This is a genomic window from Shewanella xiamenensis, from assembly GCF_014647135.1.
Taxonomy (GTDB): Bacteria; Pseudomonadota; Gammaproteobacteria; order Enterobacterales; family Shewanellaceae; genus Shewanella; species Shewanella xiamenensis.
This window is the reverse complement of the sequence record NZ_BMOP01000002.1, coordinates 213,846-228,064: the sequence shown is the minus strand read 5'-3', so window position 1 is coordinate 228,064 and position 14,219 is coordinate 213,846. Positions and strand designations below refer to the sequence as shown.

General features: G+C 47.7%; 8 protein-coding genes and 1 tRNA gene. 4 read left to right on the top strand and 5 right to left on the bottom strand.

Translation table 11 applies throughout. The features are described 5' to 3' along the window. Positions 1-200: 200 nt before the first annotated feature. From IEY09_RS02625 to gabT, 3 genes are all read left to right on the top strand, one after another. The gene (locus IEY09_RS02625) at positions 201-1,487 is read left to right on the top strand and encodes an NAD(P)/FAD-dependent oxidoreductase (protein ID WP_055648534.1); all 1,287 of its coding nucleotides are present in this window, start codon (positions 201-203) and stop codon (positions 1,485-1,487) included. A 53-nt stretch (positions 1,488-1,540) separates the two neighbouring features. Beyond that, on the top strand, positions 1,541-2,989 hold the full coding sequence (gene gabD, locus IEY09_RS02620; protein ID WP_069454466.1) for an NADP-dependent succinate-semialdehyde dehydrogenase: 1,449 nt from the start codon (positions 1,541-1,543) through the stop codon (positions 2,987-2,989). 63 nt (positions 2,990-3,052) lie between these two features. Further along, complete coding sequence (gene gabT / locus IEY09_RS02615) at positions 3,053-4,330, top strand: 4-aminobutyrate--2-oxoglutarate transaminase (protein ID WP_188869716.1); 1,278 nt, start codon at positions 3,053-3,055, stop codon at positions 4,328-4,330. A 52-nt stretch (positions 4,331-4,382) separates the two neighbouring features. On the opposite strand, the gene IEY09_RS02610 is transcribed toward gabT, so the two are convergent. Beyond that, positions 4,383-5,435, bottom strand: a complete 1,053-nt coding sequence (locus tag IEY09_RS02610; RefSeq protein ID WP_229777655.1) for an LLM class flavin-dependent oxidoreductase — start codon at positions 5,433-5,435, stop codon at positions 4,383-4,385. 368 nt (positions 5,436-5,803) lie between these two features. Beyond that, the gene (locus tag IEY09_RS02605; RefSeq protein WP_037415432.1) at positions 5,804-7,354 is read right to left on the bottom strand and encodes a peptide MFS transporter; all 1,551 of its coding nucleotides are present in this window, start codon (positions 7,352-7,354) and stop codon (positions 5,804-5,806) included. A 415-nt stretch (positions 7,355-7,769) separates the two neighbouring features. Here IEY09_RS02605 and IEY09_RS02600 point away from each other — a divergent pair, with 415 nt between their 5' ends. Then, the gene (locus IEY09_RS02600; protein WP_037415438.1) at positions 7,770-9,890 is read left to right on the top strand and encodes a methyl-accepting chemotaxis protein; all 2,121 of its coding nucleotides are present in this window, start codon (positions 7,770-7,772) and stop codon (positions 9,888-9,890) included. A gap of 239 nt (positions 9,891-10,129) precedes the next feature. On the opposite strand, the gene IEY09_RS02595 is transcribed toward IEY09_RS02600, so the two are convergent. The 3 genes from IEY09_RS02595 to dnaG all read right to left on the bottom strand — a co-directional run bounded on the left by IEY09_RS02595 (position 10,130) and on the right by dnaG (position 14,218). Further along, positions 10,130-10,206 (bottom strand) — tRNA-Ile (locus IEY09_RS02595). A 304-nt stretch (positions 10,207-10,510) separates the two neighbouring features. Next, the gene (gene rpoD, locus IEY09_RS02590; RefSeq protein WP_086024099.1) at positions 10,511-12,361 is read right to left on the bottom strand and encodes an RNA polymerase sigma factor RpoD; all 1,851 of its coding nucleotides are present in this window, start codon (positions 12,359-12,361) and stop codon (positions 10,511-10,513) included. A gap of 135 nt (positions 12,362-12,496) precedes the next feature. Further along, a complete protein-coding gene (dnaG, locus tag IEY09_RS02585; RefSeq protein WP_037415444.1) occupies positions 12,497-14,218 on the bottom strand; it encodes a DNA primase in 1,722 nt (573 codons plus the stop codon). Between the last annotated feature and the right edge of the window lies 1 nt (position 14,219).

The window sequence follows — 14,219 nt, the reverse complement described above, 5'->3', positions numbered from 1 at the left end:
TCCTTCTCTCTTCCCGCCAAGTCTTCTTATCTGTACCTCTACACTCAATTTTCAAATCTGTTTAAGACATAAAGGACACAATGTTTGAAATATCAAACATTGTGTAAATTATTGTGCTTTTATGGCTAGTGTTTCCCGATTTGAAGGTGTAGGATGTGATAGTTGTTTAAAATAATGAACATAAAAATCAAGGGAACATCATGTCAGCCATACCTCACACTGGATCATATTATGCGGCATCGGCCAACGATAAGGTTGAGCGCGCGCGTTTACAGGAATCGATTGAAGCCGATGTTTGTGTGATTGGTGCGGGGTATACAGGCCTGTCTGCCGCACTGCATTTACTCGAATCGGGTTTTAGTGTGGTGGTGCTCGAAGCGGCGCGAATTGGTTGGGGAGCCTCGGGGCGTAATGGCGGACAAATCGTCAACAGCTATAGCCGTGACATTGATACCATTGAAAAAACCGTTGGCAAAGAACAAGCCAAGCTCTTTGGTCAAATGGCCTTCGAGGGCGGACGCATCATCCGTGAACGTATCGCTAAGTACAACATTGACTGCGATCTCAAAGATGGCGGCGTATTTGCGGCGATGAACGAAAAGCAGATGGGACATTTACGCCATCAAAAGCAGTTATGGGAAAGCCATGGTCATGTTGGCAAGCTTGAGATGCTCGATGCAAACGGCATTCGAACTGTGGTAAATACTGAGCGCTATGTCGGCGGTATGTTGGACAAGAGCGGCGGCCATATTCACCCGCTGAATTTAGCCTTGGGTGAAGCCCGTGCAGTAGAATCCCTCGGCGGCAAGATTTTTGAAGACTCAGCGGTGCTGCGGGTCGATGAAGGCGATAGTCCTGTCGTACACACCGCTAAGGGTAGTGTAAAAGCCAAGTTTGTGGTGGTGGCAGGTAACGCTTACCTCGGTAAACTTATGCCAGAATTACAAGCCAAGTCTATGCCTTGCGGTACACAAGTGATCACCACAGAGCCCTTGGATGAAGAGCTGGCTGCAAGTCTGTTGCCCCAAGACTACTGCGTCGAAGATTGTAACTATCTGCTTGATTATTTTAGGCTGTCTGGCGACAAGCGCCTGATCTACGGTGGTGGTGTCGTGTATGGTGCCCGCGATCCTGCGGATATTGAATCCCTGATTATCCCGAATATGCTCAAAACCTTCCCACAGTTAAAAGGAGTTAAGGTTGATTATGCTTGGACGGGTAACTTTTTATTGACCTTATCGCGTCTACCACAGGTCGGTCGTATTGGTAAAAATATCTATTACTCACAGGGTTGTAGCGGCCATGGCGTTACTTATACCCACTTGGCAGGCAAGTTAATTGCCGAAATGCTCAATGGTCAAGCCAAGCGTTTCGATGCTTTTGCGGCGCTGCCCCATTATCCCTTCCCCGGCGGACACGCCTTACGTGTGCCTTTTAGTGCATTGGGGGCATGGTATTACAGTCTAAGAGACAAATTAGGTATTTAATTTGAATTTTTTATACGAGGTAAGGCATTACCTCGCAGCGAGAGGAATTTCCAGTGTTGTTAAAAGACCCGAGTCTGCTGCGTCAGCAATGTTATATCAATGGTCAGTGGTGCGATGCGCAGTCAAAAGAAACTGTCGCTATCGCTAATCCCGCGACGGGCGCGGTGATCGCAAGCGTCCCTGTGATGGGGCAAGCCGAAACGCAAGCGGCGATTGCGGCAGCTGAAGCGGCGTTGCCTGCATGGCGAGCACTTACCGCAAAAGAGCGTGGTGCCAAGCTGCGTCGCTGGTTTGAATTACTCAATGAAAACAGTGATGACTTAGCGTTAATGATGACCACTGAGCAGGGCAAACCCCTTGCCGAAGCTAAGGGGGAAGTCACCTACGCCGCCTCCTTTATCGAATGGTTCGCCGAAGAAGCGAAACGCGTCTATGGCGATACGATTCCTGGGCATCAGGGCGATAAACGTATCATGGTGATCAAGCAGCCCGTGGGCGTGACTGCGGCCATTACCCCTTGGAACTTTCCTGCGGCGATGATCACCCGCAAAGCCGCGCCAGCACTGGCGGCGGGTTGTACTATGGTGGTGAAACCTGCGCCGCAAACGCCTTTTACCGCATTAGCTTTGGCCGTGCTTGCCGAGCGCGCCGGGATCCCCGCTGGAGTGTTCAGCGTGATCACTGGTGATGCTATCGGCATTGGTAATGAGATGTGCAGTAACCCAGTCGTGCGTAAGTTGTCTTTCACCGGCTCGACCCAAGTGGGCATTAAGTTGATGGAGCAATGCGCGCCGACGCTGAAGAAATTATCTTTAGAATTAGGCGGTAACGCACCATTTATCGTATTCGACGATGCCAATATCGATGCGGCGGTTGAAGGTGCCATGATCGCTAAGTATCGCAATGCGGGGCAAACCTGTGTCTGCGCTAACCGCATTTATGTCCAAGCGGGCGTGTATGACGAATTTGCCCGCAAGCTCAGTATTGCCGTGGGCAAATTAAAGGTCGGTGAGGGCATTACTGAAGGCGTCACTACGGGACCGCTTATCAATCGCGCGGCGGTCGAAAAAGTCCAGAGCCATCTTGAGGATGCGCTCAGCAAAGGGGCGACGGTGGTTGCGGGCGGCAAGCCCCATAGCTTAGGTGGCAACTTCTTCGAGCCCACGGTACTGACACATGTCGATAGCAGTATGCGCGTGGCCCGTGAAGAAACCTTTGGCCCACTGGCGCCGCTGTTTAAGTTTACCGATGTGGACGATGTGATTAAGCAAGCTAATGATACCGAGTTTGGGTTAGCGGCTTATTTTTATGGCCGTGATATCTCCTTAGTGTGGAAAGTGGCCGAGGCATTGGAATACGGCATGGTAGGCGTCAACACTGGGTTGATCTCCACCGAAGTCGCGCCGTTTGGCGGAATGAAATCCTCAGGGCTCGGCCGAGAAGGCTCTAAGTTCGGTATCGAAGAATATTTAGAAATCAAATATATCTGTATGTCTGTTTAAGTGACTGACGCTTGACAGGCAATGCGACTTCAGCAAGTTGGGAATGCAAGTAAGGAACACAAAATGAGCACAACTAATGATTCATTGATGGCACGTCGCCAAGCCGCTGTAGCTGGTGGAGTGGGTCAAATTCACCCAATTTTTACTGCCCGCGCTGAAAACGCGAGTGTGTGGGATGTTGAAGGTCGAGAGTTTATCGACTTTGCAGGTGGTATTGCTGTGCTCAACACTGGGCATTTACATCCTAAGGTTAAGGCGGCTGTTGCGGCGCAGCTTGAGGACTTCTCCCACACCTGTTTTATGGTGCTGGGTTATGAAAGCTATATTCAAGTCTGTGAAAAACTGAATCAGTTAGTGCCGGGGGATTTTGCCAAGAAGACAGCCTTATTTACCAGCGGCTCAGAAGCGGTTGAAAATGCAGTTAAAGTTGCTCGAGCATACACTAAGCGGGCGGGCGTGATTGCCTTTACCTCGGGTTATCATGGTCGCACTATGGCGGCACTGGCGTTAACGGGAAAGGTTGCGCCTTACAGCAAAGGTATGGGATTAATGTCGGCTAATGTGTTCCGCGCTGAGTTTCCCTGTGTGCTACACGGCGTGTCCGATGATGATGCGATGGCGTCTATCGAACGCATCTTTAAAAATGATGCTGAGCCAAGTGATATTGCCGCAATTATTCTCGAACCTGTGCAGGGCGAAGGCGGGTTTTATGCCGCATCGCCAGCCTTTATGCAACGTTTACGCGCACTGTGCGACCGTGAAGGCATTATGTTGATTGCCGATGAAGTGCAAACGGGTGCGGGTCGTACCGGGACCTTCTTCGCGATGGAGCAAATGGGCGTGAGTGCCGATATCACCACCTTTGCGAAATCCATTGCTGGTGGCTTCCCACTCTCAGGTATTACGGGTAAAGCTGAAGTCATGGATGCCATTGGCCCCGGTGGCCTTGGCGGCACCTACGGCGGTAACCCGCTGGCCTGTGCGGCGGCGCTTGCCGTACTTGAGGTGTTTGAAGAGGAAAAGCTGCTTGAGCGTGCCAATGCGATTGGCGAGCGGATTAAGTCGGCGTTAAATACAATGCAAGTCGAACATCCACAAATTGCCGATGTGCGTGGTCTAGGGGCGATGATCGCCATTGAATTAATGGAAGATGGCAAACCTGCACCTCAGTACTGTGCTCAAATCTTAGCCGAGGCAAGAAACCGAGGATTGATTCTCCTCTCCTGCGGCACCTACGGAAACGTGCTGCGGATTTTGGTGCCATTGACAGTGCCAGACGAGCAGCTTGGAGCGGGGCTGGGCATTCTTAAAGCCTGCTTCGATGCCGTGTTAAAAGGTTAATAGCCATAAAAAATCCCGCTTAGGCGGGATTTTTTATGGGGTGGTTTAACACTTAAGTGCCTTTAATCTCCATTAGGATTTGCAGTGCTCGCTCACGTTTGTCCTGATCATACAAATCGTTGGTAAAGATAAACTCATCGACACCTAGTTCTTTCACTATCATCTCTAAGCGGTGCTTGATGGTGGTGGGGCCACCGGTGACGGATAAGCCTAAGAAGTTATCGACATAGGTTTTTTCCTGCTCGCTCCACAAGCCATCCATGCTCTCCACTGGCGGTTTTAACCAAAGCGCCTCACCACGGATTAGCGCAAGTACTCGTTGCTTGGAGGTGGTACTCAAGTATTCGGCTTCGGCGTCTGTCTCTGCGGCGATAAGCGGCAGGCCAAGCATGACATAGGGCTTATCCAACACCTTAGATGGCTTAAAGTCGCGGCGGTAAATCTCAATCGCATCGTAGAGGAACCTTGGCGCAAAATGCCCTGCAAAGACATAGGGTAAGCCGCGCTGTGCCGCAAGCTGGGCGCTAAACAGGCTCGAGCCGAGTAGCCAAATCGGTACATGGGTGCCTTCGCCGGGAATCGCTCTCACGGGATGATGGCCATTGTAGTCGCCGAGTAGGGTTTGTAACTCGCTCACCTCGGCGGGAAATTGCTCCGCGCGGCTCATATCGCGGTTAAGGGCGCGGCTGGTGATTTGATCGCTCCCTGGGGCGCGGCCAAGCCCTAAATCGATACGCCCAGGATAAAGACTCTCGAGCGTACCAAACTGTTCGGCAACCACTAATGGCGCATGGTTGGGCAGCATAATCCCGCCCGCACCGACGCGAATGCGTTTAGTATTTTCGGCAATAAAGCCAATTAGTACTGATGTCGCGGCGCTGGCGATACCGGGCATATTGTGGTGCTCGGCAAACCAGAAACGATTAAAGCCTAAGTCATCGGCTACCTTAGCGTATTGCAGGCTGGCGCGTAGCGTGTCTCCGATACTGGCGCCATAGCGAACAGGGGCAAGCTCTAACAGTGAAAAGGGAATCTCCGCCAGGGGAGATTTAGCCGCGGGCAAAGCCTGCGATGGGATGACAGATGATGTGGATGGTGTAGCCATAAATTAAGCGCCTCTTTGCGTGTGTCAGCCCTGTAGCAACGGCTTTATTTGTCTCCCACGGATGAATGTGGTGGGCGCTAAAGCGATTGTTCTATCAGTGCTGATGGAGTCTTACCCTAGGATATGGTGACGTATCAACAATAAACAAGCTCAAGGCTTTAGCTTAACACTGAGTTAAAATTGGAACCGAACATCTTAGTTTTGCAAACAGGGGTGAAAGCCTTATCCCAAGCCTATGCATGAAAAATCAGCACAGAAAGTTCAGATTGTTTGGTGATGAGCAGTAACCTAAAGGTATAAAAAAACTGCCGCAAGCGGGGCTTGTCGGCAGTTTTTATTGCTCACATATGACTTATGTGAATGAAGAATTATTGCTCGGCTTTCACATCACGTAGTGATGCCGCCGCGTTATCTTCAATGCTGTTATGGGCGTGATGACTTTCTGTCAAACGGCGCATTAGCGGTAATACGGCTAAGGCGATAAAAGTACAGACCACGGCCGCAATACCTAATTTATTGAATAGATTGGTATAGACGGGCAGAGTTTGCAGTGGATCGACTAAGTCCTGTGGCACGCTGGCAAAGTTAGCCACAACGCCGCCCAAGTACTGGGAAATCCCCGATGCCACGAAATACGCGCCCATCATAAAGCCGCCCATACGAGCCGGTACGTAGCGAGCGATCATGGCTAAACCAAGACCACTGACCAGTAATTCACCCAAAGAGTAAGAAGCGTAACCCCAAATCATTACCCAAGAAGAGGTTTTACCCTCAACGGCAAATTGACCTGCAAATCCGTAGATAAAGAAGCCAATCGCGACAACCGCAAAACCTAAGGCAAACTTAGCGGCAATCGAAAAGTCTTTATTATTGCGACCAGCCCAAGAATAACTCCAAGCCAGCACAGGGCTTAACACCATGATCCAGATTGGGTTAAGTGCTTGGAATTGTGCAGGAGACCAAGTCCATAAATGGGTACCAAAGACTTGGAAATCCCAATCGACGTTACGCAGCGCAAACAGGGCCAGCGAAGTCGACATTTGTTGATAGAAGATAAAGAAGAAGACGGTTTGCACTGTGAGGATAAGCGCTGCTATAAGGCCGGCACGCTCACTTGGCTCACTGGTACGAATTAAGTGGAAGAAAATCCCTAATACTGCCACACCCGCGGCATACACGAATACTCGGGCAACATCTTCATATTCAAGAATGATCGCCGAAGCAACAACGGAAAGTGCCGCTAATATCAATACGATCGCAAGATTCTTTTTGTTGACGGGGCGAGTATCAGGCTCTGAACCATAGTTGGCGAGGCTCTTATACATCAGGGCATAGTTACCTAAGCCGACGATTAGGCCCACACAGCACACGGCAAAAGCGGCATGCCAGCCAAATTCGTTACCATATTGCGCGTTAACATAGTCCTTAATCCAAGGCGTTAACAGCATAGAGAAAGTCGAACCTACGTTTACCGCCATGTAGTAGATGGTAAAGGCGCTGTCGATCTTAGAGTCATCACCTTCGTAAATCTTACGGACTAAGTTACCGGCATTGGGTTTAAATAGGCCGTTACCGACCACAATCACCCCAAGAGCGGAGAACATAAACCAAGTGTTTTCGGTCGGCACTGTCATCAGGGCATAGCCGACAGATAAAATCCCCGCACCGAGCAACATAGTGCGTTTGGTGCCGAGAATTTTATCCCCAACCCAACCACCTATGGCTGGCGACACGTAAATCAGCGCCGCACAGGCACTCCAAACTAAGTTTGCACGGGAGTCATCAAAGCCAAGACGCTGCACCATAAAGTACACGATCAGCGCTTGCATGCCGTAATAACCAAAACGTTCCCATAATTCGATAAGTGACACAGTCATAAACGAATGTGTCTTGCTTACCTGATTGGTACCAAGAGTCATAAAGCTTGCTTCCGTTATTGTTGTTTTGTGTTTAAGGCCAAGAGTATAAGGCGATAGCCTGCGCAAACCAATGCCACAACGCCAAAGAATAGACTTTGTTACAAATGAAATGGGTGTTTTTAATCTGGAATTAATTTTTGTAAAAAAGTGTGGCTCGCTAATCTTTGTGGTTTGTGAGTTTGGTCATATTTGCGTTCATCGATTTGGGATAAATATCAAATTGCCACCTATTGGGATAAAGGTCGCAATTGGCCCTAAATCTGTCGGTGAAAAGTTTTACTTATAGTTAACAATTCACTATCTTAAAGACTGGTAATCCCGACGCAGAGTGCTATTTTTTAAATTAGTCAGCAAAAATAAAAATGAACTAGATCAAAATAATTAGGCTCTTGACCTTATATTTGGAGTTTACTCGATGAAGCATTTGTCCATCAGTACTAAGTTGTTGTGGATCACTTCCGCCTTATTTCTCTCAATAGTGGCTATTCTCTCCATCAGTCTATGGTGGACCCTCTCGGATCAAAATGCTGAACTTTCCTACCAGGTTCAAGAAACATTGCAAAAGGAGACCCACGATAAGCTTGAAGCGCGAGCGGGCGAATATGGCGAAATGGTCGCAGGTTTTATCAACGAAGCTTACCGGATCCCTTATTCCTTTTCAGGCATACTTGAAAGCACGTCAGAAGAATTGCCACTCAAGCGTGATCGTTTAGAACTCGCTGTGGCTGCTGTGTTAAAGAAAAATACGCAAATCTCGTCAATGTATGCCCAGTTCGAAGCTAATGGGTATGATGGACTCGACAGTGAATTTTTAAATGTTAATGTCAGCCATAGTGTTGCTTCATCTGGAGCATTGGAGGTGTATTACACTCGCAATGATGATGGCACAGTTGAACATAACCAAGTTGATGATTCATCGGAAAAATATAAAACAACTCTCAACGAATTTGGTATACGAGATGCTGAATGGTTTTTATGTGCAAAGGAGACCTTAAAGCCTTGTTTAATGGAACCTTATCTCTACGAAATCACCCCTGGCAATACAGCGTTAATGACGTCGTTAACGGTTCCTGTACTTAAGCATAAACAATTTATTGGTGTGGTTGGGGTGGATCTCAACCTACCAGTATTCCAAGTGTTAATTGATAAACTGTCTAAAAGCCTTTATGACGGCCAAGCTAAAGTGACTTTGCTCAGTACCCGTGGTTTAGTGGTTGCCGCAAGCCACTACAGTAAAAAGGCGCGTCCGTTAGCCGAGTCTATTGACCCCAAATTGGCAACACAAATTGTTGGATTGCATAAAAATGGCGGTTACATGGCAAATGACGATGAAATTATCGTCGCCTATCCGATTAATATTCCCCTTGCCAACGCAGAGTGGTCACTTGCGATTCAAGTCCCTAAATCAATGGCACTCAAGAGTTCGATTCAACTAAATGAAAAAATGGACGAAATGGCAACATCACTTGGCAGCATCTTATTGATTGTTGGCCTAGCGGTTTCCATTCTAGCGGTTGTTACCATCAGCATAGTAATCCGCAGCGTGATTGCACCGCTCAAAGTCATTCAGGGACGCGTTGAAAATTTAGCCAGTGCCGATGGCGATTTAACTCAATCGATTGAAGTCGATTCACACGCAGAACTTATCGCTCTGGGTAAAGGATTTAATTCCTTTATCAATAAACTTAAGGATTTAATCTCCGAGCTTAAAGCGTTGGCAGGGCGGACACAGGAGGAAAGTTTATCCTCTGCAAAAATTGCAGAATTAACCCGCGATAGCGTACATCGTCAATATGGTGAGATTGAGAGTGTTGTGACTGCGGTTAATGAAATGAGTGCTACAGCCCTTGAGGTTGCCAAAGCTTCTGAACAAACCGCTGCCGAAACGGAGGCTATGTCACGCAATGTGCGTCTCAGTGAAGAGAGTCTGACTAAAGCAATGGATTATGTGACTACTATGTCGCAAGAGTCTATGCAGGCTAAAGTCGCCGTCAGTAAAGTGGCTGAAAGTAGCACTAATATTAGCCGAATCCTCGAAGTGATTAGCTCGATTGCCGCGCAAACAAACTTACTCGCCTTAAATGCGGCTATTGAGGCTGCTCGCGCAGGTGAGCAAGGACGGGGTTTTGCGGTGGTGGCCGATGAAGTAAGGGCACTTGCCTCCAAAACCCAAAGCTCCACCGACGATATTAGCGTGCTGATTGATGCGCTCCAAAAAGAGGTTCTTAGTGCATCGGGGATTATTGATAAAGGTGCTGAGCGTGCACAAATGGCCGTTTCGCAAACGGAGCAAGCGCTTACCTCCCTTAATTCTATGGTTAGCCAGATTGAGGAGATTTCAGCGCAAGTGACCCATATTGCTGCGGCGGCAGAGGAGCAAAGTGCCGTTACTGAAGAGGTTAATCGAAATATTACTGGCATATCCGACTCAGCCTCTGAACTCGCTCGTCTTGCTGGCGAAGCACAGCAAAGCAGCGTCGTTCTCGCCGAGCTGGTAAAACAACAACATCAGCAATTAGGTAAGTTAAAAACCTAACCAGATGGTCAGCCTCCTGCTATTTAAGGTCTGACAGGTTTTCTAACCTTATCAAGGCGCTAACGTGGTTATCAGTTAGTGCCTTTGTTTTTGCTTTAATTGGGCCATTACCTAAAGGGACAAATCGAAAGCGCGTTTGAGTTAGTTATCGGGAATGAGTCGCGTTGGTATGAGTCAGTATCGACAGATTGCAGAAACAAAAAAGCCCATTATTAAATGGGCTTTTTTGTTGAATTTGGTGGTGGCCCCTCACGGACTTGAACCGTGGACCTAACGATTATGAGTCGTGTGCTCTAACCAACTGAGCTAAGGGGCCTACTAAAGGCAATCGTCATCACCTAAAGCGAGTGGCAGTATACTAAGCTTGTTTGCGCTTGTCACCCGTGTTTTTCGATGAAATTCACCGAATTGATTCAATTGGTTATCTGTTAATCAACAGTTGTTTCTGCAAAGGTTTTTTGCCGTGCGATTCATGGTCAAGGTAATTTAACTCTCTGATTTTGAAAGAGGGTTGAGCTGTATATTGTGCTGGTTTGTTACTCGTTAACTGAATGATGGCGAAAAAAAGCCCCGCAGTGCGGGGCTTAGGCTTAATATTTGACACTTATCTATTCGTCTATCTATTCGTCTAAGAAGGACTTTAAGATTTCTGAGCGTGAAGGGTGACGCAGTTTACGCAGCGCTTTTGCTTCAATTTGACGGATACGTTCACGGGTTACGTCAAATTGTTTGCCCACTTCTTCTAGCGTGTGGTCGGTGTTCATGTCGATACCAAAACGCATGCGCAGTACTTTGGCTTCACGGGCTGTTAGGCCTGCTAATACCTCATGGGTAGCGCTCTTCAAGCTTTCGCTGGTGGCGCTGTCCAGAGGTAATTCGAGGGTGGTATCCTCGATAAAATCGCCTAAATGCGAATCTTCATCGTCACCGATTGGGGTTTCCATGGAGATCGGTTCTTTAGCGATTTTCAGTACCTTACGGATTTTGTCTTCCGGCATCATCATTCGCTCTGCCAATTCTTCAGGTGAGGGTTCGCGGCCCATTTCCTGTAGCATTTGGCGAGAGATACGGTTCAGCTTGTTGATAGTTTCGATCATGTGTACTGGAATACGGATCGTACGGGCTTGGTCCGCGATTGAGCGGGTGATTGCCTGACGGATCCACCAAGTCGCATAGGTCGAGAACTTGTAACCACGGCGATATTCAAATTTATCAACAGCCTTCATCAGACCGATGTTACCTTCTTGGATTAAGTCCAAGAATTGCAGACCGCGGTTGGTGTATTTCTTAGCGATAGAAATTACCAGACGTAAGTTTGCCTCAACCATTTCTTTCTTCGCACGACGAGCTTTAGCCTCACCGATTGACATGCGGCGGTTAATATCTTTAATCGCGGCAATAACTAAGCCTGTTTCTTCTTCGATGGCGGCCAGTTTGCTACGGCAGCGCTGCACGTCATCCTCAACCATTCTTAAGCCTTCGGCATAAGGTTTGTTTGAGGTTTTTTCTGCATTAAACCAATCGAGATTGGTTTCGTTACCAGTGAAGAACTTAACAAAGTTTTTCTTTGGCATTTTGGCTTGTTCGACGCAAAGCTTCATCAGGAGACGCTCTTGTACGCGAACACGGTCCATCATCGAACGCATACTTTTCACTAAGCGGTCAAATTGCTTAGGTACCAGGCGGAACTCTTTAAAAATCTCACCGATCTCAAACAGTGCTTTGATCGATTCTGGATGTTCACGGCCTTTGGCTTCGATGATTTTGAGCGCGTTTTCGTAGGCGGTTCTTAACTGGCTAAAGCGTTCACGAGCCTCTTCAGGATCGGGACCTTTATTACCATCATCATCGCCGTCGGCATCACCGTCTTCGTCTTCCTCGTCTTCCTCATCATCTTCATCTTCAAGATCTTCTTCTGATAATTCAGAACCGATGTGAGTAGCGGTTGGGCCTAAGTCTTCTTCGTCAGGGTTAACAAATCCAGAGATAATATCAGACAGGCGCAGTTCATCGGCTTCATACTGGTCGTATTGCTCAAGGATCATGGCGATCGCTTGTGGGTATTCGGCTACTGAGCTTTGAACTGTGTTAATGCCTTCTTCGATGCGTTTAGCGATAACGATTTCGCCTTCACGGGTCAGCAGTTCAACGGTACCCATTTCGCGCATGTACATACGCACAGGATCCGTGGTGCGGCCAAGCTCACTTTCTACCGTGGCAAGGGCGGCGGCTGCTTCTTCTGCTGCATCTTCGTCTGTGTTGTCTTCCGACATCATCATGTCATCGGCATCGGGAGCCTCTTCGAATACCCGAATACCCATGTCATTTATCATCTGGATAATATCTTCGATCTGGTCAGAATCGACCATGTCTGCAGGTAAGTGATCGTTCACTTCTGCATAGGTTAAGTAACCTTGCTCTTTACCTTTGGCAAGCAACAGCTTGAGTTGCGACTGCGGAGTATGATCCATAGATATCATCCAAGTTGGGAAACTGTTACAACGACGGACAGTTAGCTCGTGCTAAGTGCCGCGCAAATCGTCAATTATAGCCATGTGCACTTACCTGTGCTAGTCACTGGGATACTGAATGAGGACATTTTTGCCTCAGTTTAGTCCTTTCATGACTGAGATCAGCTTCTGCAGCTGGATCTTTTCTTCCTTAGTATGGGTCTGTTTTAGACTCAATTCCTGATATCGTTGTTCAATATATTGATTGTTCAACCAAACCAGGGTCTGTTTAAACTTTTCGAGCAAGTTTTCTTCCGCCACTTGATGGTCCCATTGGGCTAATTTATGCAGCGTCCCGCTGTGGGGGCTGTCTCTGAATTGCTCAAGTAGTTGTGCGCTGTTTAACTTATGCTCTCGAGTTAACGCCAACAGCAATGGCAGCAAGTCGATGCCTGGCATTTGCAGATGGTTTAATGCTGGTTGCGGAGATAACCCCAGTCCCAGCTCGGGATGCTGTACTAACAAGGCGATGGCAAGTCGCAATGGTGTACCGCGTCCTTTGAGTCCTTTTCTTTCTATCGAATGAGTTGCAAATTTAATTTGAAGTTTTTGTTTAAGTTCTTCAACTGACTGCATTTGCACTTCTTTCATTAACCCATGTAGCAATATATTTTGTAGCAATGGGTCTTTTACTGTTTCGATCATTGCTTTTGCTTTTTCAGCAATTAGTTTTTTGTCATTGGAATATTTTTGCGCCAATGTATCAAATAAAAACGTTTCAAGCGGTTGAGCATTATCAATTAACAGCTCAAACTGCTCCTTACCTTTTTGCCGTATTAAAGAGTCTGGGTCTTCACCTTGAGGCATAAACGCGAATTTTACGGTATTACCTGGTTTTAACATTGGTAAGCCCGTTTCTAAGGCTCTCCAGGCTGCTTCACGGCCAGCTCTATCGCCGTCGTAGCAGCAAATGACTTCTTTAGCACTACGCAGCAACAATTGAAATTGTTCAGCTGTCGTCGAGGTGCCAAGCGATGCAACCGCATAATCGACACCATATTGGGCTAGGGCAACGACGTCCATATAGCCTTCGACAATCAGTATTTTGTCTGGATCACGATGACGTTGCTTTAGCTCGTATAGGCCGTAGAGTTCATTGCCCTTATGAAATATGGGCGTTTCTGGAGAATTCAAGTACTTGGGTGTGCCATCTCCCAATACTCTGCCACCAAATCCAATCACACGACCACGGCGGTCGCGAATGGGAAACATCAGGCGGTCACGGAATCTATCGTATCTTTTACCGCTGTCATTGCTGATCAGCATGCCTGCGGTCAGGAGTTTATCCTGTGCATCTTGACTGTGTCGGTAGCGGCTTAATAACCCATCCCAACCGTCGGGTGCAAAACCAATCCCAAAATGCTCAACAATATCATCGGATAATCCGCGATAGGCGAGGTAGTCGATGACTTTTTGTTTGTCTTGGTGTTGTCTTAACTGGGTTTGAAAAAAGCGACTGGCTTCTTCCATTAATTGGTAGAGATCACGGCTTAGGCCATCGTCTTGGCGTTTACCCGTGCCTTGTTCCCTTGGGACTTCTAAGCCCAGTTGTCCGGCAAGATCTTCAATAGCATCGATAAAATCGAGTCTGTCGTACTCCATCACAAAATCGATGGCGTTGCCGTGGGCTCCGCAGCCAAAGCAATGATAAAACTGTTTATCGCGGCTAACGGTAAACGAAGGTGATTTTTCACTATGAAAAGGACAACAGGCCGAGTAGTTTTTACCCGCCTTTTTCAAGGGCACCTTGCGGTCGATCAGTTCGACGATGTCGGTGCGAGCGATTAGCTCATTGATAAAATCACGAGGTATTGCCATT